This is a genomic window from Saccharicrinis aurantiacus (genome assembly GCF_001660705.2).
Classification (GTDB): domain Bacteria; phylum Bacteroidota; class Bacteroidia; order Bacteroidales; family Marinilabiliaceae; genus Saccharicrinis; species Saccharicrinis aurantiacus.
Genome location: NZ_LYBV02000030.1, coordinates 1 through 24,338, shown reverse-complemented (window position 1 = coordinate 24,338; position 24,338 = coordinate 1). Strand labels below are relative to the sequence as shown.

Here is a 24,338-nt window from a genome sequence, read left to right as displayed (position 1 = left end):
AGAGGCCTTATGTTATACGACGTAGGCAGAGCCATACGCCGAGCGTTTTGCGTTATTTAGTTGCTACGGTGAGCTGGGGTACGAAGGAACCTCAAGGCAAGCTATAAAGCCGCTAGGCTAAACTGCTAGCGCGAGTTTGTAACTCGTGACTAAAAAATAAATACAAGCTTACGTTAAGGTGTGATTTTAAGAGCACGAGTTAAAAACTCGCGCCAGCTTGGGGCCAGCTTAGGGCTACTGTATTCCCTACTGAATTTCCGACTCCCATCTTTCTAATCCTGGATTAATTACATTAGCTACAATGGCTTCTTTTACTAAATTCACTTCAACATATCCATCTGTATCAAGAAAGTATATACCTCTCTCATAACATTCATAAATGGTATTTATCATTGATTTCAGATTTAAATACTCTACATCATGACTCTCTTCATTCAACATAAAACCAATAATAGACGACTCTCTTGCCATATTATCATCTTTGCAATTAACTACAAAAAAATCCCCTCCTCCATTAGCCATAAATGGAAACCAACTTTCATTCCATTTCTTATCTTTCTTAAAACTATTGTAATTATCAACAGCCTCTTCTATAGGAAGAAAAAAGAACCCTGGCATAAATTCAATATCCCCAAACGTAAATCCCTTTTGGTTGGCTGTACCATTTCGCCACATGTATAATTCTTTTAATTCTATAGGCAATTTTAATTCTAATATTCCTGTTACTTTCTCAAAATATTCCGACGTAACACCTTCTTGTAACAATTTAGCAACAGGTCTTCTATTCTTAGAAAACCACCTATATATTCCATCTAAATATTCAATCATTCGTCAATACTTTATTCTGTTATCTCTATGGTGAACATGTCTCCATCTTTAATGTCGTTTTTCTTAAAAAATGAGGACATAGTACCTCCTTGGACATTTTGCTCCTTAACAGGAACTGCCATGACATGAGAACCTTTACCCCCTTCTTTTGTCGAAGCAAAAGGGTATTCATCTAAAGATTTACCTACTTCCCTTAAACTAGATTTATCTTTTAATGCAGCCCTTCTATTCGCTCTGATCTGACTTTTACTACCTTCTTTTGTTAAAACTTTCGGATATCCTTTCTCTAAAGCTGCTTCAATATTTTTTGAAATTTCAGGCATTTTAGACTTAGAAACTTGTAATCTAGGCAAGTCATCCATAATTTCAGAAGCCAACTTAAAGCTTAACTTCCCACCTTGATAAAGCCCCACAACAGTTAGTATGGTTCCTTCTAGAATAGCAACCTGTTCGGGACCGTCATAGCTTGAGAAATTCTCATATTGATGATATGTATTAGAATAGGTACTATAGACATCACTTGGAAACGATAGCCATTGGTCAACTCCTCCAAATAAACCACCAGGTGATGAATTAGTAATATTCTGTCCGATACCTTCTAATGATCCATATAGTAGCTTACCCGTACCAACAACACCTGTATGTACTAACCTATTTGTTACTTCATTCGTTTTTCTCAAATAATCATCCGGTGCTACTCCTAACTTTGGAGCTACACGAACAGCTTCCATCAGCTGAAACTTATACTCTTCTAGCCCATCCAAATCAACAGCCCAAATTGGCTTATTCCCCGCAAACTGGTAAGGCGTATACCAAGGATAGGATTTCGTCAACGGATCCACACTCAAAAACTTCGCAATCCCAGGATTATAAATCCTAAACCCATAATCGTAATGGGTCATGCCCCATTCGCCTTGGTCATCTTTCTCCTTACCATTAAACCCGTACCTATACTTTTCGCTGTTATGCGATAGTGGGCTGATGCTACTACCAAATGGGTAGTAGTAGTTGGTGGCTAATATATTGGCCACGGGGCTGGTGCTTTGCTTGTTTAAGTCGGAGCTTACCACCACCCGAACGTTTCCGAGGTGGTCTGTTAACTCGTATTGCTTGTGGTTTAAGGCACGTGCATAATACGGGTTAAAGGTAGTGCTTTGCTGGCTCATGGCAAAATCGAGCTTTTGGTTTGCTGTGCCATCATCAACTATTTGGTAGCTGTAGGTGTGTATACCTTCTTGGTTTGCATAACCTTGCCATAGCTCTTCGGTTTCGTTTACCAAACTATAGGCTACCTCGCCTGCGTATTGGTTTTTATCAACAGTTACATTTAAACTATATGTTGTGGCGTCTTCGGCCCTTAGGCTTAAGGCAATACCCGGATATGTACGCATTTGCTGCACATAGGCACTACCTTGGTTTATGTAAACACTTGCCAGGCTTTCCATATCGCTACTTAAGCCACTGCTAGTGCCAGTATTCTCTAATGGTATGCGTTGTGGTATGGCTCCTTGGCTTGGTATATTGTAGCGCGCTACCTCAAGGCCTGCGCCTAGTTTTAGCCCTATACGGCTACTACCATATACTGGCTGCTCAAATAGTTTTATGGCTCTATCGGTACCACTGCGGCCTTCGGTGGCGGCTTGGTCGGTACTTTTATAGGTGGCCATTACGTTACCTTGTGCATCGCGTACATAATAAGTACTACTTGCCAAGCCTGCTGCATTGGTGGTGGTTTTTATTACGCGGTTACCTGCGGCATCGTAAATAAAACTTGTGTTAGATCCATCCTCTTTTTCTATTGAGGCTACTTTTCCGTAAGCTGTCCAAGTAATTTCTTTTATCTCTTCGGCCACATCGCCCACCAAGTTACCTATGGCATCGTAGGTGTAATTATCGGCCAACTGATCATCAACATCATCGGCAAATAAATTGCTAGCAACACCATCATTAACATGGCTCAATTTATTGGTAAGCTCGCCTGCGTTGGTGGTTATGTAGTTATAAGTTAAATTATCCATCAACACACCATTGCTACTATTACGCTTGAGCGATTGCAAATTACCGTTACCGTAATAGTTATACTCGGTGTTGTAATCGCCACTTTCGGTACCCCATGCTGTGCCATTATGTGTAATAAAGTTGCTACTCTTTATGCGGTTTAATTTATCGTAGGTATACTGGCTCGCCATTGGGTTTGTAGTGGTAAAATCGGTACCATTTTCGGCTACTACCGGTTGGTTATAGGTCCATGCTGCAATGTTACCATTGTATAAATCGGTATTTTGTTTGGGTAACATTTCGCCAATAACGCCTGTGCTTTGGGCCACACTTTGATCAAATACCGAGGTATTGTTTTTAAAGTCGCCCGAGAAATAGGTGAGCATCATACCAAACACATCGGTAGCTGCATTACCCGCGCCTCCATCTTGCCCTGGATCGTTTGTACTATTAAGCGTTGGGTGGTTAATGGCTTTTAACCATCCTTGCAAGGTATATACGTAATCGAGCCCTTGCACTTTATTAGCTCCCAATACTGTACGCTTTAATGGACCATGTTTATAGTAACTATAACTGGCATCGGTTTCCCAAATTATTCCGTTACTCGATGTTTCTACTTGTGCAATTCGGTTATCTTCATCGTACTGGTAGCGGTGGTAAAACTGATCGCTTTCTCCCTTGTTATAGGCTACTTGTGTTACATTACCGCTTATTAAATTGTATTGATACGAGATACTTTTTTGCCCCACCCATGGCAGGTTTTGAACCATCCACTCCACATTTCCATGCGGATCGTAACTATAATAGGTAATCACATCTGTTCCATCGGGATTGGTATGTACAGTATGGCTTACACGGTTTAATAGGTAACGCTGGCTTGTGCCATTAAACATCACATCGCTCTGTTTACCATAATAAGTGAGCGTACGTTGCGATAATGAAGACCCTGCCACAGCAATGGCAGGAAAACGCTCTTCGTAACTTAAGCTTTTTTCGGTATTAAAAATACCGTCGGCTGCACTTTCCAATTCTGTCCAGTTGGCATATGGTATACCGGTGCTATTAAGTTGGCCCTGTCCTACTTCGCGTATACGACCAAGCTTATCGTACTTGGTATAAGAGAAGGTTTTATCATTGGCCTGTTGGGCATTTTGCGAAAAGCGCAACTGACCCTCGTTATTATAAATAAAATTACTTACTCCTGCATCGGGTGTTTGTTGGCTGGTTAACTGACCTAAGGTATTATATTGGTAGCTTGTTACCATTTTATGCCCACTCCATGTGCTTAAATCTTCGCAGAATACGACACCCTCGGGCGGCACCGTTGATATTAGGTTACCTGCTCTATCGTAATAATATAGAGTGTAGTGGTAACTGGCATTGGGAAACGATACGCTTAACTCATCGTTTAAATTATCGGTAGATAAACATAGGTTTTTAAAGTCGCCTTCTATTTCAGCTCCTATTATTTCGGCACACTTCCAAATATCTTCATCACTTGAATCGTTGGCACCGTTAAAACCGTTATCTCTACTATTATCGTTACGAGGCTTAGATGGTTCTTCCTCGATAGTTTTAGTTTTCCATGCAAAGCTTAAATTGTACTTGCGGCATACGTCAAATTCGGGTATTTCAAAGTGTTTATAATAAGTCTGTGGGATATCTGTGAGGGCTGTACTCTGATTTAAGGTACTGTACTCGCAGCCATCTTCATCGGTAACTACAATATAGTAAGGCACATTTTTAGTTAAAACACGGTCTCCACTTACCGATATGGCTTCGTTTGATCCTTCTGCTACTTCTACGGTTTCAAACCAATCGGTCTTCTCACGTTCTCTTGTGCCATTAAAGCTAAAACGATAACGCGTTTGCACGCTACCATCACTAAGAGTTACTGTATAAGGTTCTAAAAGTTCAGTTTTCTCTGTATGCCTACCAATCCACTTAAAGGTATATCGCATACCGGCTTGCGCACTGCTTAAGGTAGCTGTAGCACCACATGTTGTAGCTTCACTATTTGGTAAGTCCAATGTTATATCGCCCCATGCTTTTTCTGATGCTTTAATGCTAAACCTGGTTTTGGCTTCTTCGGAGTCGCAACCGTTGCTATCAACTACTCTTAACTCGTAATCGCCAGGGGATAAATTATACACGCGCGAGCCGGTAGCAAACTGTGTACCATTAAAATACCAATAGTAATTAAATGGCGCACGCCCACCTTTTACCTTGGCCATAGCCCAACCGTCATTTGCTCCTGGGCACTCTTCCTCGGTTGTACTTACACTTATTTCTAATAGTTCTGATTCTTCGACGGTGAAACTTTGTGTTACTTTCTTACTACCATAACGGGCTGATGAAGCAGTAATACTTAGTTTATAGTTACCTGCTGCTTGGCATAGGCTACTTATATCGTAACTACCATCACCTCCAATAGTTATAGGAGTAGTTACCTTGTTATGCTCTAATACACCGCTATAGGTAAAATCGTTACTACTGCAGGATGACATATTTACAGCTACTGAACCACCAATTTCTAAATTTTGACTCGGAAAGCAACGGCGATAAAAATCTGGCATACTAACCTTTACTTGAGGTTTTGGTAGGCTGATTCTTTTTTCGATAGTACATTGTCCCAATAAATCTTCAATTTCCAGAGTAAGGTAAGAGAATTGATTATCCTCATAATCAAGATGAACTTCGACTCCTACACCATAGTCACCAGAATTAGCTTTGATAACATTACCTTTAGAATCATACAAAGTATAATTAAACACTCCATTATTCTTTCCTTTCATTGTAACGGTAAAATAAAGAGGGTAAGCCCTTGCTACTTTAAGTGGTCCAGGGTCATAATCATTATATGGCATTGCATCAACGCAAATATTACTAAATTCAGGAACTCCATTTTCTACAGTAAAAGTTTGGTTACTGAGGCAACCTGCAGCTGTACTGGCTTCTATTTCGTAACTCCCTACTCCTAAATTATCAATGGTATAATTAGTATTTAAGGCAGGATTGCTAAGTACATCAATGGCTTCGCCACTACGAGTACCATCTGATGATAGTTTATATATTTTGTATTCCCTTAGTAAATCATCATTAGCTTGGTTGGTAACAAATTTGAAGCTTTGTGAGGCATCGCTACTACTTAAACAGGTAGTGTATGCTTGCCCGCCTACTAGGCTTGTGCTAGGTACGTGGTAAATTAAATCAGAGGTAAGTATATATTCTCCACTACCATTGCAAATATCTCCTACTACTTCTACGGTGTAGGTATCGGCAATGTTATTATATTCTAACCAAGAATTAAGTCCTTCATACAATATCGTTCCTCCACTATTTCTCCAAATATAAGTATAGCTTTCATCAGCTATACCGTCAAAATTTGCTTCTAAGCGTATTTTATCTTCGACGCATTGGGCGCCAGGAGTAGCCTTACTAACGTTTATTGTAGGTAAAGGTGTTCCATCGAGTTGGCAATAACAAAACCCTGCAGGTAGAGTTACCTCATTGCCAGTGAAATCGATACTAGTAAGCTCAGGTAAATCACATACTGATTCAGGTATCTGACCTGTTAAACCATCGTTAGGGAGTTCTATACCGGTTACGTGAGTTCCAGTTTCATTGGTTGTAATACCGGGCCAGTCGCAGACATTTGGGTTGGTTTCTAAATACCATTCTGTAGTTAGAGTGCCACCGCATTGATCGCGGAGTTCTAGAAGAATATCTATTTCTTTGCTAGGTATTGAGCAATTAAGAACCACTTCTAAACGTATAGTTTGGCGAGTATAACCTACACCATCTCTTGCATCTAAATAGAATGTATAATCACCATGATCATCCTTAGTGGGTTTACCATATAACATACCTGTGCCATCCTGGTTATCTATAAATTGAAGCCAAGCCGGTAAGTTAAAATACTTAATTGAAATTATATCGTCCTTATCTTCATCGCTAGCACTAAAGGTATAACTATATTCATTATCAATCATTACCGATACATCAGGCTCTGTTTCAAAAACAGGGTTTTCATTGGTGACCTCTAAGCGAATAGTTTGTCTGGTATAAATATCACCATCTCTTGCATCTAAATAAAAGATATAATCACCATAGTGTCCATCTTGGGGTGTACCATATAAATATCCTGTACCATCGCTATATAAATCTAATTTGAGCCAAGATGGCTTGTTGAATATTAGATATTCATTAATATCGTCGCCACTTTCAAGACGTGCAGAGAATTCATATTGATACATTGAGTGATTAGCAACTTGGGCTGGTGCACTATTATTAAATATTGGATTAAGGTTATTTACAACTTCCAAGCGTATAGCTTGGCGAGCATAACCTACGCCATCTCTAGCATCTAAATAAAATGTATAATCACCATAGTCATCCCTTGTTGGCTTGCCAACGAGTACACCAGTACCATCGCCATTATCTACAAGTTGAAGCCAAGGTGGTAGGTTAAAAGCCACAAATGAAATTATATCGTCCTTATCTTCATCGCTAACACTAAATGCATAGCTGTAATCAATATAACTTATTGCTGTTACCTCATGTTCTGTTTCAAAAACAGGGTTTTCATTGGTGACCTCTAAGCGAATGGTTTGCCTAGTATAAGTATCACCTTCACGTGCATCTAAATAAAAAGTATAATCACCACAGTGCTCATCTTGAGGTGTACCATATAAATAACCTGTACCATCGTTGTATACTTCTATACTGAGCCATGACGGTTTGTTGAATATTAAATACTCTATATTATTGTTGTCACTTTCAGTACTTGCAGAAAAATAATATTGATACACTGAATGATTAGCAACTTTTGTTTCTGCTTGTTCTTTAAACACAGGATTAGCTTTTATACTAAACACATTAAGAGTAACAATAAGTAAAACTAAAAAGACTTGATGATAGGAATGAGTATACATTTAATTTAAAAAAATATGAATGTTTAGATAATATTAAATCAGAAATTAAGATAAGTCATATTCACATTTGAGGGACCTGTAACTCCATCATATGACATGGAAGGGCTAACTATTCTTCCGGAAGACTCATACGGCCCTAGATCAAGTAACATTTTACCCATTTTAACTCTTCTCTGAACATGTCCATTGAAACTATAATAATAGTCGCCTCCTTGATTCGTAATACTTACTTCACAAACAAACTTATCAGAGCCTTCTTTAAAATTAATTGTAAAATCACTCAAATTATCAATGCCCTCTGTTATAACAATTTCTGCATGATAATAATACTCCCATCGATTATAAATATTAGTATAATTAGGCTTTTCTATATAACCCTCCCCGAAGTAATTCACCTCTAGTACTTGACTTTTCATTGATGCGTGAATACATAAACTAAACATAAACAACATTAAAAAATTCTTTCTCATTTTATTAATATTAAAATTACTATATAAATTTCTCTTACTGTATGGTTTTACAATCTTCACCACAATTTTTACCCAAGCACTTTTCAATTAATATAGGTGCGGAGCTAACTGGCTCATTTGCTTTATTGGTATCGGTAATTATATTTGGGTTTACCTCGTAAGTGCCTTTATCAATAAAGGTATTTTCTTTATAATCAGATTCAAGATAATCGTTGGTGGTGTTACTAGTATCGTTGCACTTATCGGGTAGTGATAAGTCAAAATCCCAATCGAGTGCTTGTGTTTGCAAGGTGTACTGTAACCACGATAGAATTAAATCATCGGGGTACATATCGCCATCAATATCAAAGTTGTATCGGCGGTACTCTTTATCCAAATTATAGGTTTGTGTTTCGTAATAACTTGCATTATTGTCCTGGTAGGTACCCCCTTCAATGGCTATCTGATTGGCGCTCATACCTGCAACTCCATAATGCATTTTATACTCCGAACCATCAGCACCTCCTTCTGTACGGCTTTTAGTAATCCTGCGTGTCATAAGTTCGTCAATGGCATAAGTAGTAATTTCGCACTGTTGGCTGCAATTGTCTATTAGTGCTGTTATTAATATTTCCACATCATCGTAAGGTATAATATTATGTGTGGCAGGATCGTTGGTGCGGCAATCGCCTATTACATAACACCTATCGTTCAGCATTTGATAAAATGCAGTCCTAAACTCCGTCTCTCTTCTTCTGCAATTTGTTTCACACTCTTTAGTGAGCTCAAACATATCTTTTTCAACAAAAACAAATGTTTCATCTAATATTAGTTCACTGTCCGGTTCTATTTTATCATAACCTTCTGTTTCAGGGTCAATACCATTAGCATTTAAAAATTCATACGTTACATAAGGCACATCTATTACATCGATTGATCCATCACTTTTAGCAGTATAATACCATTTATGAGGTTCTGTATAATGTTTTACAAACTCGGTTCCCATTTCGTATTTATCTGCTGGTGTCTCTTCTGATTTTTCAAAACCATCTAACCAATCACCACCAGCAATATTTGATAAGCTAGATGGTGGTACAAAATTCTTGATGCGTTGTAAAAAAGAATATCGTTGACTCATATTCCACGATTGATAAGTATAAGGGCAATTAATACGGCCTAAGCCAGCAAAGTCGCGCACTAATAGTTTAGTTTCATTATTTTTACCATAATTTTCTGCTTTATAACAAAACGGACAGTTATTATCCACTACATCGATATCTATACTATGGTAGCTTTGAAAATTTTCGGCACAGCAGGGTCCTATTATACGTTGCTTATTATCATCTAAACTATAAAACGTGCGAGATACACCATCTTCGTCCATACGCTCATAGGATAAAAAGCAATCATTTGGATCGCTAAAACAGATACCAGTTTCTAAGGCATCAAAATCTTTATCGTGGGCAATGCTATGGTCTATCTTATCATCACTAACATACAAATTTGTGGCATCGTAGTGAAAATACTTAAAAGCATAGTAAGGATTAAAAACATACCTAAAACGCTTATCTTCTATAGGTTCTCCTATTGTATCATCTTCCAATACTTTACCAGGAGCCTTAGGGTACCAAACTTCTTCTAGATTATTATTTAATGGAATGTAGGCCATACTACCATCTTGCTTTTTAAAATTATCATCTGTATCAGCAAAATATAATGAGGAATTCTGTTTATTAAAATTAAGAGGTATAGGCCAACGCTTTGATGAATAATCTTCAACAGCATATTTATAATCTTTAATAGGCTTATCGTCTTCTAGAGGACATGCATCATAAGGCGTTAGTATTTTAGCAAAATTATAACCTGTGCATTCTAAGAATTCTAATACTAAATTAGATTCGGGTTGCTTGGTCGAAAGGTCTGGTTCTGTATTTTCAGCACCTATATTAAGGTCTCTCATTCGTTTTGATATCTTCCGTTTGGCAATCCAACGAATAATAAAAAAAGAGCCCTTTAAACCATCATCAAAATGAGGGTTATGATCTTTATATGTGCCATCATCCGTATCTTCATCAGGCTTTTCATCATCATAAGCATTGGATACATTTCTACCATCCATTGAGTAAGCTATATATTCGCAGTTGGGTAATTCTGTTTTTAGTTTAGATACCACACCCTTCCAACAATCATACATTTCTTGGCAAGTATAATGTAACTCAGGGTCATCATCTTCCGAATCCTTATATTCATCGTATGCCATATGGTATACCATCTCATTAAAAACACCCGGAAGCTTATTTATCTTAGGTAAACCATTTTCTACATCAATATCAATGTTTGATAAGTTATAATCCCATCCATACATATATCTTTGATAGAAATTAGTTACAGTGGTATTCCAGTCAACTACATCGCCATTTTTAACCTTCTCCATGCAGTTAAAGAGCATCATTACCATTTGTTTTTCATAATCTGGCGCATCATTAATATTAAACTTATGGTCATTATCCAAGTTACGTCTTCCTGCCAAGCTACGATCACCATCTGGTGTAACCTCTATTGGGTTTATAATGGCGCCTTCATCATCCTCAGCTGCTCTATCGCAATCAAAGGGAGGAACCCAATCTATAGGTATATTAACATTTGAACAACAAGACGTATTTAATATACATTTTGTGGCAATATTAGAACCTTCAGGAATGGTTACTTCTAAAGAGTAAGCAAGCTTCTGTTCATCATCTGTATAATATTCATTTACCCATTGCTCTGCAAAGAATTGTTTGTCTGATATATTAGCATCATAATCTATAAATAACTGATCGTAAGTTTTATTAATAAAGTGGTGGCTAATATCTAATAAATCATTTGTAAAGCTTGGGAGGTCAGCATATTCCTCAACCTCAGATAACTTATATAATATAAGCTCAGTAATACCTTTAACCTGAGCTCTGATTTTTCCTTCATTATTAGAAGTATTTACTTTTAAACCTCTTGGTATAAGAGTTTTATTAATTATATATGTTCCACCTTCAGGTAAGTTAAGTGTGTAGGGTTCTATTTGACGGTACTCACCATTTACCAACTCAACCTGATTTATATCAAACGATCTTACGAAATTTTGTGAAGTATTATTAGCATCATCAGATTCAGGAACACTTAAGGTATTATCATCATTTACCTTAAGCACTTCTATTGTTAATTCGTAATCACAATCAAACTCTACGCTAACACAATTTTTATCTAAGGTTTTTTGATCTATACTATAATTTATTGTAAGAGGATAGCTCTCTTTATCTTCTAGATCAGGTATATAGATACGTTTACTACTTATAAAACCATCTTTTGTTTTAATATTATGTTTGAGCCTATGTTTAATTTCAGCCTCGTATTGATAACTATTTGCTCCGCTTCTTATTTGATTTAAACCATCATCATCTCTAAAATTAAGACCTGTAGCAATAGTTTGTCCTTCTTTATTTGTAAAAGTAACTGTGGCAACTTGATTTGGATCAACTGTAATTGTTTTAAAAACAAATTCGTAATTAGGAGCTTCATCCCCAAATAAAGCTAATAATTCATCTTTGGTAGCACTCTCGTAAAAATACCTAGTAGTATGTTTCTCTTCGTCAATAGTATTAATACTATGAGCTTTACCAACACCACTTTGCTCTTTAATTCGTCCTGTTCCATCGCTATTAAAAATTGTACGAGTATAGGCATACCCTTCTGCAGCAGCAACATTATTATGACTATTATTATAATACAAAAACTCTTTATCTTCTTTAATAGCTTCAGGATTCTGAAAATTCTGCTCCGTATCAAAATTATCTGCCGTATATAATTCACCGGTTACTGCACTTCTCACAAGTTCTTCTGTATAATCAATATTTTTTCCATCTACTGGTACGGGCATCGTAACCAATGCTGGACGACCTGTATGATCCAATATAGTTTGAGTGGTAACAGATACATTCTCTGATTTGAGGTAGGTACTTGTTTGCTTAACCTGATTTAGACCATTGGCATAGGTAACTAATTCTTTTGATTTACCATTCTCAGTAAATATTCGGCTATAATTGTAGTTAATCTCTTGATTGGGATCTGAAAAATAAAAACAACTTAATGGTATTAAATCTGGTTTACTTAAATCTAAATCTAAAACTTTACCTTGTTGGATGCTTTTATTACTCCATACTCCATAATTATCAATATTAGCCAGTTCACCCTTATGGTAGCCACTAACCGGTCGAACCCTCCAAATATAGAATCCTGTACCTTGAGGTATCGTAAAAGGCTCAGCTGATATCTGATTATTCTCATCCGACTGTCCTTTTATAATATATGTACCAGCTTTATTCCAATCTACTGTGGCCTTAATCTTCTGTGTAGTTTTTAAATACTCCGCTTGGTCTATTTCATTATATAAACGAAGCAACTGCAATTGATAATATTGGTAAGGATAGTTATTACTATTTAACCACTTAAATTCATAACTACTTTCGCCCCACTCAATGTTATCTACAAATATTTCGCTAGCTTCAATATTTGTAGGGTCTGCTGCAAAAGATTGCTCTAAATGATAAGTTAATTCTAGACTTTCTATTAATACTCTTGGGATATCTACAAATTGAACATCCATAATATTTACAAGTATATCTGAGTATACACATTCTCCGATAGGTGAAAAATCCTTCAAAATATCTAGCATATAACTAGCTTGTATATTAGCATTATCTAAAGTCAGGATAATTTCGTCAGATGTAAAAATATTGGGAACCTCAGCTGATCCTTTACTAGCCTTTAACTTCAATTTTACAATAACTTTTCCGCTCGTTGGCATATTAGACTGAACATCTACTGCCTTATCAAAATCTAAGGAAAGCCAGAAGTTTGCTGATTTAAAACTTCGATTTATAGTGAAGTTCAAATCTGGTAACGTAACCTTTTGTTCTCCTATTTCTAAATTAAGTGAACCTGAGTGATTCGTTTTTTCGACTAATTGACCCTTGGAATTTATGCTGATAAACAACATAATAAACACAAGTATATATTTACCTATATTTTTCATTAGTATTTATTTAGGTATAAAGTTGTATATGGTATTTGTATTAACAGTTTAATGTATGAATAGACTTAAACTCGTGTATCTATCACTTTATAGTTCTCGTATTGTTTTTTTAATCTACCCTTACTATTAAAAATTAGATAACGTGCCGGACCTGTATAAACACTACGATCATAATTAAAATCTATATTTTTATAATTAATAAACTGAGATACTATGCGATAATCCTTTTTAAACCTAACTCTTAAACCCGAAATACGCCTCTCACTATGATTAAACTTGTAAATTATTAACTCGTATCCTTTATTATTCTTTAAAGCTTCGCTCGGCTTAAAGCTATAATCTGAATATTTTATTCCATTTTCTACATATTGCTTCTCACTTATGAACTCAGATAGATTAATAAACTCCTTCTGCTGATTTATAAGTTTATTATGGGTCGCCATGTTCGCATCCTTATTATCATGAATATATATTGTTCTATTTTTTTTACTCAAAACATAACAAACAGTTGTGTCCTGAAAAACGCTAACTAAATCTGTTTTATACACTTTTAAGTTTGAACTATATACTGCTTCAATGTTAATAATCGTAGGCTCCGATAAATTATTGGCGACTATTGTCTTAATTTCTGTATTCATATAGTACAATGAATCCCCTTTGGGTTGCGAATTTCTATTAAGTTCTTCTATAGCGCCTAATAGAATAGACTTAGGATTTGATTCTACTTGAGAATCTGCATCATAATAGATGCAGCTCATAAATAATAATACTATAATTTTATTACACATATTTTATTAATAACGTAATTTAGAGCTTGTATTATAATTGGTTTCTTGTAATGTCATTAATCCTGATTCCGTTTCAATCAATTTACTTATGAGCTGCCCCTCTTGATTATACTGATAGAAAGTACCAAAGTGCTGATCATCGAACTGGGCTAATAATCGAAGGTTTTCACAATCATAAACAAAACAATTAGATGATGAATTTGATGGTTGTAATCGAACATCGTCTATTAATGTATCATCACTTATATTCAGTACACCACTAAAACTAGCACCTATATTAATAGCACTTAAATTTTCATCAGCTTTAATGAACCCTTCATACAGTGTCCACCCATTAATAGAAGACACTAGGTTCATTTTCACTGTATTTGTTGATGAACCATTTAACTGCAAACTTAAATCATCTATAGCCTTATTTAACCAAAACTTAACAATACTACCCTCAGTTTTGACTTGGTTACTCAGCTTAAAACCATCGAACATATTGTCCATATCTCTTAATTTAATAGAATACTTACCCGAATGCGAATCAATTATTCCGTATTCATGGTTCTCGTAACTATTAAAGTATATAGATTCGTAATCAGAATTATTACATACCATTGTAGGTACACTATTTAAATAAGCCGAACCATAAAGTACCGCACTTTTTATATCAAGCGCATTTCTTTCTTCTATAGCATCTAAGTGAGGAGAGTACTTAGTTATCTCTGAAGCTTTTATCCAATTCTTATCGCTTACAATGTCTAACCAGTTAATTGGTTCACTAATCTTAAATGTTCCTTTGGAATAAGCTTCATTTTTTTCGTCCTGAATAGTTTTATATGTGTAGGAACAATGTGGCAACCATATCGCATCAAGAGCTCGCTTTTTATCGTAAGTTATGTCACTTTTATTTATACCATACTCAGCTAATATTTTGTCATTAGATTCTATTTTGGTACCCCATCCATTTTTAAATGTTGAAATAGATGCTGCTATCAATTCTTCAGGTTTATTCATCCAATCTTCGTTATCCAATGGATTATCATCTAACACAAGAAATTGTGCCATCTGAGCATCTAACTGATTTGTTTTAGATAAACTTGCATTGTTATCACTTAGGGCTTTTTGTCCCATCTCATCATTGACCCAACATGCTGGAATTGAGAAAGAATAATAGTTATTATTACCCTTATTATCTCCAACATTAATATTTGCGTAAGAGTCACTTGTTCTAACTAATATAGGGTCTCCTGTATTTTTATCAAAAGCCAAGTTTTCTGATTTTGAGCTTATACCTTCAATAGTTTTTATTGTGGACTTTAAAATGGTAGGGTAACTAATTACTTTAGACGTTGTATGAGAATACAAATGGTTTTCAGTATAAGTAAAAGAAGGCATTGCAGAAACAAATATAGCGGGCATTCCTGGCATTGAAAAACTCACATCTACTTCAACACTTAAATTAACCGATACATCCGAAACCTTTTTGCTTTCACGTGCAATATCCATCTCTTTTCCTGGAGTGAGCTCTTGAGTTATTATTTTATCTTCGTAACTCACCATCTTCACCTTTTCCCCTGGTTGATAATACTCAAACTCCTCACCGGTAACAATATAGTTTTTGCCTGTATATTTTGTTGATGAGTCATGTTGTGACCTAAACAAATAATCACTATAGTTTCCTGCATAGGTTAGCATACTATGTGGCAAACCATGCATATTAGTTTGGATAAAACGATACCCCTGGGAAACTCTCTGCATCGCAGTTGCATACATAAATAGACCTCCATTTATATCAAATTCATCATGGTGCTTCTGCAATTTAGTATGGTCTGCTGCCTTACCTGAAATATCAAACTCATTATTATTACCCCGAGGGTAAACCTTGTCAAATGGGAAATCCTTTGCTGTAAAATATTTGTCTATAGAAAAGCCATTTCCGGTTGCTCCTTTATGAATATTTTCCATAACAACCCTTGAATAACCAATTGATGGACCAGGCAATAAACTTTCACCTATAGGTCCCTCATTTTGAGTAAGATTCTGCCCTGTAATTAATCTATCCCATGTACTTTGACCTTTATTTGGTAAGAATGTTACTAATGGGTTTTCTTCTCTCAACGAGGCAGGTTCGTTTGTTGCTACTCCGCTGCTTGTTACACCATCTTCTAGCACATAATGATATTCAGTACCAATTAGTACTTCATCCCCATCTTCTATTCCATTATCATGTAAAAGAATCCTCTTTACTCTAGCCCCTCCTGCAACCTTATTACGTAACATCGGTAACTTTATAAATGAAAGATCAGCATGTATTTGTGTGGCAATACGAGGATCTTTTTCTTTAATGTTCCCAACAAATTTATTATTTAACCCATTACCTGTTAATCCAGTTACTAAAGAAAGAATTGCAGGAGTTACAACACCTGTTAGGAGTTGACCTTTATAGTCAACATATTTTCCATTTGCAATTCTAATAATCTGCTCGTCAAACCTTTTTTCAATTGAAGGATCTATACCATCTGACCCATTAATTTTTCCTTGCCTATAATTAGCAACAAAGTCCCAACAAGCTTTACGTGGTGTTATTTCAATTTCTTCATCTTTCTTAAACTTCGATTTCCCCTTTAATACAAGTTTAATACCAAATTGATTTTTATCAGCCTCACTAACACGTACTTTTTCTACTGATTGAAATCCTGCATATCCTGTAATATACTCTGATTGGTAATTATCTAATGATGGTGACTTATCTGTTAAACCAAAAAGAAACTTATAATAAACCTTTCTTTCTTTTTTCAATTCCTCGGAGTCCTCTTCTGTGTTTTCAATATCAGATTCAGGATTAAAATATTTATAAATTCTGTTTACCAAGTAATCAATACCTTCTTCATCATCAGAACTAACTCCTAAACTCTCAACATGAATTAAATACTCATCATTTCCTCCGTATGAAGGCGATGCTCCATTATTAACTTCATATATTGGGAGCGTGTTACTATCTCCAGAATTAATCTGTTTGCACAATGAAACTTTTGCCATAGCCATAACCTCTCGATCTTGCACATAAGCATAGTCCTTCTTCTCATATTGAATATGAATAGTTCCTCCCGATGGAAGTTTTATAGACTTTAAATGATAAGCAGCTGGATCATACTCTATTTCTTTATCTAAAAATACTGATTGATCAATCCATGAAATACTACTTGCTCTTCTTTTTGTACTATTAGGAGTTACCGTACCCCAACCATTTAAAGCATATGGGGCGTAAGGAGCATTTTGAATATCACCTCCATTTAGAATATTTTGATATTCCTGGCTTTGAAACAAGGTTGCTAACTTAGAACCTTGTTTTGGGTTTGGATATTTATAGTTGAAAATATATGGACTAATCCTAGCAGAAACAATTCCTTCATACTCAAACCACACCTTTCTAAGCGTTAACTTACCGGAATTAGAACTATTGGTATTTAATATATCAGAATAACTATAACTACTATTGGCATTATTAGCTACATTGGGAACTAAGCTATAATCATACTCAAATCTAACAGTTTTTATAGGTTTTTGATCGCCATGGAGACCTGGATTCGAATTATTTGGATTCTTCGCAAATAAAACAATTTTCTCCAAATACTCCAATCTTGAGGCCCCGCTAAAGTCAGTCATATCACCCGACTTAGCAGCAGGGTCTTCTGAATTAGTTAACTCATCGGCACCAATTCCATCATAACGACCTTTATTAGATTCTCCGATTTGACTACCTTTCAAATATGGGTTATCTAAATTTGTTTTATTTGTTATAAAGTAAGCAATATGAGTTTTAGTCTCAATCTTTTGCAAATATTTAACCTCTTTTTCTCCTGTCTCTACTGTTCCCATATCATCTTTGGGATCGGAGATGGAATTTTGGCTGTATAACATACCTTTAAATGGCATTCTATATCGGTACCAATTAGAATTACTTTTACCAAAAACCTCTCTATAGTGGAATTTGGTCCAACCACCTAAGTCACCATCAGAAGCCCCTTCTATATTATCAAAATCAACATAACCTGGTTGCAATATCTCGGTAAGCAAAAGACTAGAGCTATATTCATTTGTATTTATTTGTCCTAATATACTCATATGCTCAGGTTCATATAATTCGCCACCTTGTTCTGCGAATCCGTATTTACTTCCACTTTTATTAAGTTTTAAGGGTCCGAACGCCAAAAACTTATTTTTTATCTCATAATCATTAGCATTTACATCTACCATTATGGAGGATGCATTTCTAATTAACAAGGGTTCGTTATAATTGAACTTAACTCCAGACTTATTAATAACTGATGCACCATTTAAAACTCCACTTGATTTAGCTTCGTCAATATACGATGAGCTACCCGTATGTTTACACTCAGAATAGGGTGCTGTATAGAAACCTGAGAATGTACTCCCTATTTCATCTATTAATGTATTTCCTTCATCATAAACAACTTCTCCACCTAAATCATTATTGAATCGTAGAATATTTAATTCTTGGTTACTTTTTTCTGTATTTGTAAGCCACTCACCAACTGTCGTTTCTTGCTGACCTATTCCGAAATCTAGCCCTACCCCAATATTGGTTCCAATCATTACCTCAAAACCTACATTAAGATTACTCAACTCACTCTTAGTTTCTTTTAAAGAAAAATTACCAAGTTCAGGCAAATAAGTTCTATAACTACCAACAACACCCTCTCCTGTCACATTAAAAACATCATAATTACCAAAAGGAATCCCTGTATAATTATCAACTGTTTGGTAAGCTTTATCTTTTTCTACGTGATAATCCTCGGCCCAATTTCCATCATAACTCTTATCCAGTTTTGTATTAGGGTAACCATAAGCCTTAACTATGCGTGATGGCTCATTTACCTTAAAACTAAACGTACCCGCGTTACCTCTTTCCACTCCAATTGGCACAGTCCCTGGATTCATCTGCATCGAAGTTGACCAATTACTTGTAAATCCATTGTACTTCTGTGAGATAAATGGTGCAGCAGTCGTATTTTGAGGCCTAACGGCATAATTACTTGCTATACCTCCCTTAACAGCTCCACCTAGTTGTTTCTTTCTAGCTGCTTTTGCATTATCTTTAAGTTGATCATCTGTATACTCTCTCTCTCCATCCAAACCAGGACTCTTCCTAAAAAAATCTCCATCATCTTTCTGCTGCTCTTTTAAACTAGTTATAGCTCGTATAATGCCAATTGGAGAAATAAATCCATCATAAGTCGTTCCGTTTACAGAATTAGTAGCATTAACACCCACAGCACCCCACACATTCATTCCCCACGTACTTACCTTCTGATAACCGGTATAATTATTCATACGATGAATTGAACCTGCATTTAGGCCAATAGATAAATCGGAAGAGAACAGCTCCATTCCTGCTGATATAGAAGAAGTCGCAGTCCAGTTAGGACGTGTTTTATTATAATAATTTATCTCTTGCCCATCATATTCATCAGGAAACCCCCTCAGTGTTCTATTAATACTCCCAGGATTTAAACTCCACCCAAATCCAACCCATGAAGCCTCATCCTCCATTCCTCCTCCTGGATTATAGTTTAAAGACATTGAATATCCACTACCATGCGGACCTGGAACTTCCACAACTGGTAGGTTATACTTAAAATCTCCAGAAAATACATTAACCATATCACTAGAAGATACAGGGCTAAAACTCGAAAACTCTGGGGAACTAGGACCAGAAGTAAGTGCTAGAGCTATTGATGGAGCAAAAATTGTGGCTAAGAAATTAATCAGCACATATAAGGCAACAACCTTATAGGTTGACGAATCAATATTTTTCATAAGTTTAGGTTTTAACTACATACTTACTGCACTACAAAGAAAATCGCAGAAAGTAATATTCTATTTAATACATATAAACTATTGCCTACACTAGTTGTATAAATGCAACATCGAATAATTTAATACTTCAGTTTTGGTACGTCTTTAATATCTCTTATATCTATAGAAAATGTTGTAATGCCTGTACCAAAAACGCAATCATCAAACACAAACTCAACAGAATCAACTATCTTAAAATCCGAGATTTCTTGTTTGATATTTGGAGTGAATATTATCGAAAAATCATATCTATTCCCTAGTCCATTATTTCTAACCCAATGACACAAACTTGGATTAAACTCTTTCTCATTTAACTTAAGATTAATACATGAACCAAAATTAAAATTTAGAAACGATTGACGGTCTTTAAACTCTTTCTCATTCTCCACTTCAAAATAATTTAAATCAGCAACTCTACAACTTTTAGTTGGTTTTATCGATAACAAGAACTCCATTGACTCTGTTAAAAGAGCCATCTTATCAGATATCGTCTGCTTATCTAGAGAATTTATAATCTCTTGCCTTAAAAGCCTCAATTCCGTCGGCACATAATATACCTCAATAATGATTTCCTCCAATATAAACCTCTTACAAAGCCCATTATTCTTATTTCTAATAAATTTTTCATATTCATTAGCTGAGGCAAATCTAACACACCCTAATGCAATAACTAAACAAGCAACAAAAAAAATAACATTGTGTATTTTTAGCATCTATTCATAAAATTATAATTTATCGATGCAAGTATATTACAACCTATGGGTCACCTCATGACCCTACCATACATTATTTATATTTCTTATAAAATATAGATTCACTAACCAACCTATACGATTTGTTAGAATTACAATAATCTATTTCAATGCCAGCATCTCGAAGATCACTAATCATCCTCTTAACAGAGCTTTCTGACATACCAAGCCTACTTACTAACTCCCTTCTCGAACCAGTAGATTGTTTATCACACAATTCTAGAAAATAAAATGTCTTTCTTAAAAATAAATACCTTTCCATTCTTTACACTCTTATTATATATGTTTAACAAGACTTAAAATCCATGCACATAGAATACTCTTCTATCATACTTATTAAGATGTAAATACATAAGGTTTTGTTGAAATTGCAGTAGTAAAAGATAAAGCACGTACTGAAATATTAATCACAGTACGTGCTTTAATTTGAGAGTATTTTGTTTTTTTCATGAGTCAATAACTTTATAGTATATAGCATAAAGTAGTGAAGTACTAAAATTACCATCTGCATATTAATAATTGAACACAAAGAAGTCTCTAAAAAGCTTCATTAAATATAGAATTACAATAGACTCCCTAATAAAAAAGGACATAGTTGATTAATTTTCAACAATAGTTCGATCATATAAAAGAACTCACTAAATCACACTAAATTTCAAGTGAGAGTTTAAAATTTCATGCAAACATAATTATTATTTTTCATAAAAAAAACTTCATTACATTCCAATTAACTCAGACTAGCCATATAACGACCGAAGACACTAATTTCAATTAGCAACATTTCATACTCAATTAGACTTAACATTATGTAAATAAATGGATAACTAGATCTGCTATATCATCACCTTCACTTAAATCGGTATCTTCTAAAATGCTATTAACACTTACATCAAAACTTGCCTTATGAGCAATAGTGCTCCACTTTTGAAATGCTTTGCCTTTATCAGGAAATAAAGTGACCTCGTAACCATTGAGCGCATTTAGCTTTTGTAGGTTCAGCATTTCAATCGATCCTACTGCGATCCAATTGTATTGCGGATAATATAAGGCTCCGAAAATGGCATTCTTTTCGCCCTCGGCTATGGCAACGGGTGTTGATTCATCAGCCAATAAATGAGCCCCAAAGAAAACCTGTTTCAAATTAAAGTCTTTTTGCTTCACAATATGATGCGCCCAATTTATATAACCCACACGCTTTAAAGTTGCAGCATTATACTGCATCACTTTACCTGTGCCCACTTGCCCCTGTTGGTTCACTTGCCAGAAGATAGTTTTATTCCCTTTGGCTGTGCCCACATAATATTTTTGTAACACCTCTATAGCCAAAGCTTGTGGAGAATATCGACTCAGACCAACGGCAAAATTGTTTTTATGATATTGACTTAACGAGGCAAATAAAAGCTTTCTGTCGATACATGATGGTGGTTTGCTAATTGGTTTTACTACGGGCACAAATAGATCGGAATCATCTACCATATATCCCTTTTGCTCAAAGTACATTTTAGGTGTAAAATGGTAGGCACATTTCTCTACCCGGTTACATCGCCCCACATGATCAGATAAATAGTTGTTCGTTTTATGATCCACATAACGGGTAAATACCCTTAGTCGACATCTTGGACAATCATGGCGAGTTGATCGACCTTTATACTTCTCTAATGAATAACGCATAAGTTGATAGATTAAATAGTTAGGTCGTTTTTGTGGAGTTTGTGGAGTTGTGTAGAACGACTGTTTATCAAACACTTAATACTCCACGCAACTCCACTCACTACACAGAAAAAAACCGCTTACTCCGCTACTACACACATACTACACTCAAACTACACAGCTAAAGTACTGTGTATCAACAAAACTCCACAACTCCACAAACTCTACAGAGTTGTATGTTTATTTTCCTTAAGTAAACTAGCAGATAAGATGTTTTTGTATTAGAAAATACTAATTAAGAATATCAGTTTCGTATAAGCCTTTTTGTATTTTGTGTGCTAACTTTGTATTGCTCAATAACTGATAAGCATATGATTCTTTTGCTATTCCCATTTGATCAGCCACCTGAATAAATTCTTTATTGGTGAATTCCTTTTTTCCAATCTTTTTAATGGCACGAAGGACCTTTCCTTCTTTCGAATTATCCTCATAAACATTTAAAACCATATGATTCAACTTTAGGGCATTCGCATAAAAGTAATCCTTAAGCATAATGGCACTTTTCATGGAATCGCGACTTACTTTATCAATGGCTTTATTGGCGAAAAAACAATTCGACACTTCCAAAACCAAAGCAAATCGTAACAAATAGCGATCTAACTTTGATAAGATACCCGAGATAGTAGAGTCCTTATTGGAAGGCTTTACATGTTTATTTATTTCGGTAATAAACAATTTCTCTGCACCCTCTGAAAGCATTAACTCCTTGGTACTTTCATTATCGGATACAGTATCTAAGAAAGATTTCATTTGGGCATGGAATTGCTCAATTATATAATCGTTTGGATTGGTTCTTTTGATGTATTTCTTTTCCATCTTTAAAGGAATAGCAAATAATATGCGTTCGAAAAAACCATCCTTAATATCCTTTGCCTTAAAGGAAGCAATAACATCATCCTGAATGCTGCCTATAATTGAAACACAGGGCATACTAATGGAAGAGCTCTCTGCCTCTTTTCTATCCAAGGATATTGGAGCGCCATCCCAAATAGATAAAAACTGACTTTGCTTTGAGCCTCCACTATATCCAATTAAATTAAGAATGAAACTCTTAAATTCATCGGGCATGAGAATTAATCCATTGGGATTTTGTTTGTGCATATTTATCAGCGCCTCAAATGTGGGGTCGGTGGAATATAGTTTTCTTTTTGTGGGCTTTTTTTGCCCAGCATCCGGATCAAAATTAGCTATCGCTGATTCGTATTCCTTATCAAACTGCTTTTGCTGATTCTTCACAGCTTTAAATGCTGTTTTTAAAGGAGCACTTTTATTTTGTCCTGATTTACCGACCAATACCACCCACATGGATGGATTCTCGCACCATTCAATATGCTTACGCAGATGAAATGAATTTCCGATTATACCTGCCAGGGCTGTTAAAACACTTACCGAAGTGTAATCGATGTTATAATTTCCATTATCATACAATTCAAGTATGGTATCCTGAATAAACTTAGAAAAAACTCCCAAAGGAAACTCTGATTCCCCTTCTTGTTTTAATCGGATGTTCGCCTGATCTATAGAGAGTTTACCATAAGTAAGATGTGCTTTCCCTAGCTCTGTGTTATCTTCTTTATTTGAATTCATAAAATTACTTTTTACATACTAATACAAGAAGAAACTTACGCATCAATACTTTCGAGATAGGTCTCTATATCCGAAGCTTTATAATAAATCTTACGCCCGGTTTTTTTATACGCTATCACTTTATTATCGGGCATATTTTGCAAAGTACGCCTACTTACATTTAACAGTTTACACACCTCCTCGGTAACATACCAACGATCTTTAAAACCATCATTCTTTGACACACTAATACTTTCTATCTTATCATTCAAGTGATCAATTTTACCCATCAGCTTATTAAAAAGATGCTCATCTACTATTACTACTGTTTTGCTCATTTTCAACTATTTTTAATTTGTTTTTATGTTTTATGATTA

At 35.4% G+C, this 24,338-nt stretch carries 10 protein-coding genes; all 10 read right to left on the bottom strand.

What is annotated here, in order from left to right; translation table 11 throughout:
* Positions 1 to 246: 246 nt before the first annotated feature.
* Complete coding sequence (locus tag A8B35_RS13005) at positions 247 to 828, bottom strand: SMI1/KNR4 family protein (RefSeq protein ID WP_068473218.1); 582 nt, start codon at positions 826 to 828, stop codon at positions 247 to 249.
* An 11-nt stretch (positions 829 to 839) separates the two neighbouring features.
* Positions 840 to 7,679: a NucA/NucB deoxyribonuclease domain-containing protein gene (locus tag A8B35_RS13000; protein ID WP_171973209.1), complete on the bottom strand. Its 6,840-nt coding sequence runs from the start codon at positions 7,677 to 7,679 to the stop codon at positions 840 to 842.
* Between the two features lie 119 nt (positions 7,680 to 7,798).
* The gene (locus A8B35_RS12995) at positions 7,799 to 8,230 is read right to left on the bottom strand and encodes a hypothetical protein (protein WP_068473213.1); all 432 of its coding nucleotides are present in this window, start codon (positions 8,228 to 8,230) and stop codon (positions 7,799 to 7,801) included.
* Between the two features lie 34 nt (positions 8,231 to 8,264).
* Positions 8,265 to 13,277: a hypothetical protein gene (locus A8B35_RS12990; RefSeq protein ID WP_068473210.1), complete on the bottom strand. Its 5,013-nt coding sequence runs from the start codon at positions 13,275 to 13,277 to the stop codon at positions 8,265 to 8,267.
* Positions 13,278 to 13,342: 65 nt separating this feature from the next.
* Complete coding sequence (locus A8B35_RS12985; RefSeq protein ID WP_068473207.1) at positions 13,343 to 14,065, bottom strand: hypothetical protein; 723 nt, start codon at positions 14,063 to 14,065, stop codon at positions 13,343 to 13,345.
* Positions 14,066 to 14,071: 6 nt separating this feature from the next.
* Entirely contained in the window at positions 14,072 to 19,894 is a 5,823-nt protein-coding gene (locus A8B35_RS12980) for a hypothetical protein (RefSeq protein WP_068473205.1), read from the bottom strand.
* A gap of 119 nt (positions 19,895 to 20,013) precedes the next feature.
* Positions 20,014 to 20,409, bottom strand: a complete 396-nt coding sequence (locus A8B35_RS23170; RefSeq protein WP_139314892.1) for a hypothetical protein — start codon at positions 20,407 to 20,409, stop codon at positions 20,014 to 20,016.
* 1,080 nt (positions 20,410 to 21,489) lie between these two features.
* Positions 21,490 to 22,356, bottom strand: coding sequence for a DUF6371 domain-containing protein (locus A8B35_RS12965; RefSeq protein ID WP_139314891.1), 867 nt, complete (start codon positions 22,354 to 22,356; stop codon positions 21,490 to 21,492).
* A gap of 270 nt (positions 22,357 to 22,626) precedes the next feature.
* The gene (locus A8B35_RS12960) at positions 22,627 to 23,982 is read right to left on the bottom strand and encodes a DUF3987 domain-containing protein (protein WP_068473196.1); all 1,356 of its coding nucleotides are present in this window, start codon (positions 23,980 to 23,982) and stop codon (positions 22,627 to 22,629) included.
* A gap of 35 nt (positions 23,983 to 24,017) precedes the next feature.
* The gene (locus A8B35_RS12955) at positions 24,018 to 24,299 is read right to left on the bottom strand and encodes a helix-turn-helix domain-containing protein (protein WP_068473193.1); all 282 of its coding nucleotides are present in this window, start codon (positions 24,297 to 24,299) and stop codon (positions 24,018 to 24,020) included.
* Positions 24,300 to 24,338 lie beyond the last annotated feature (39 nt).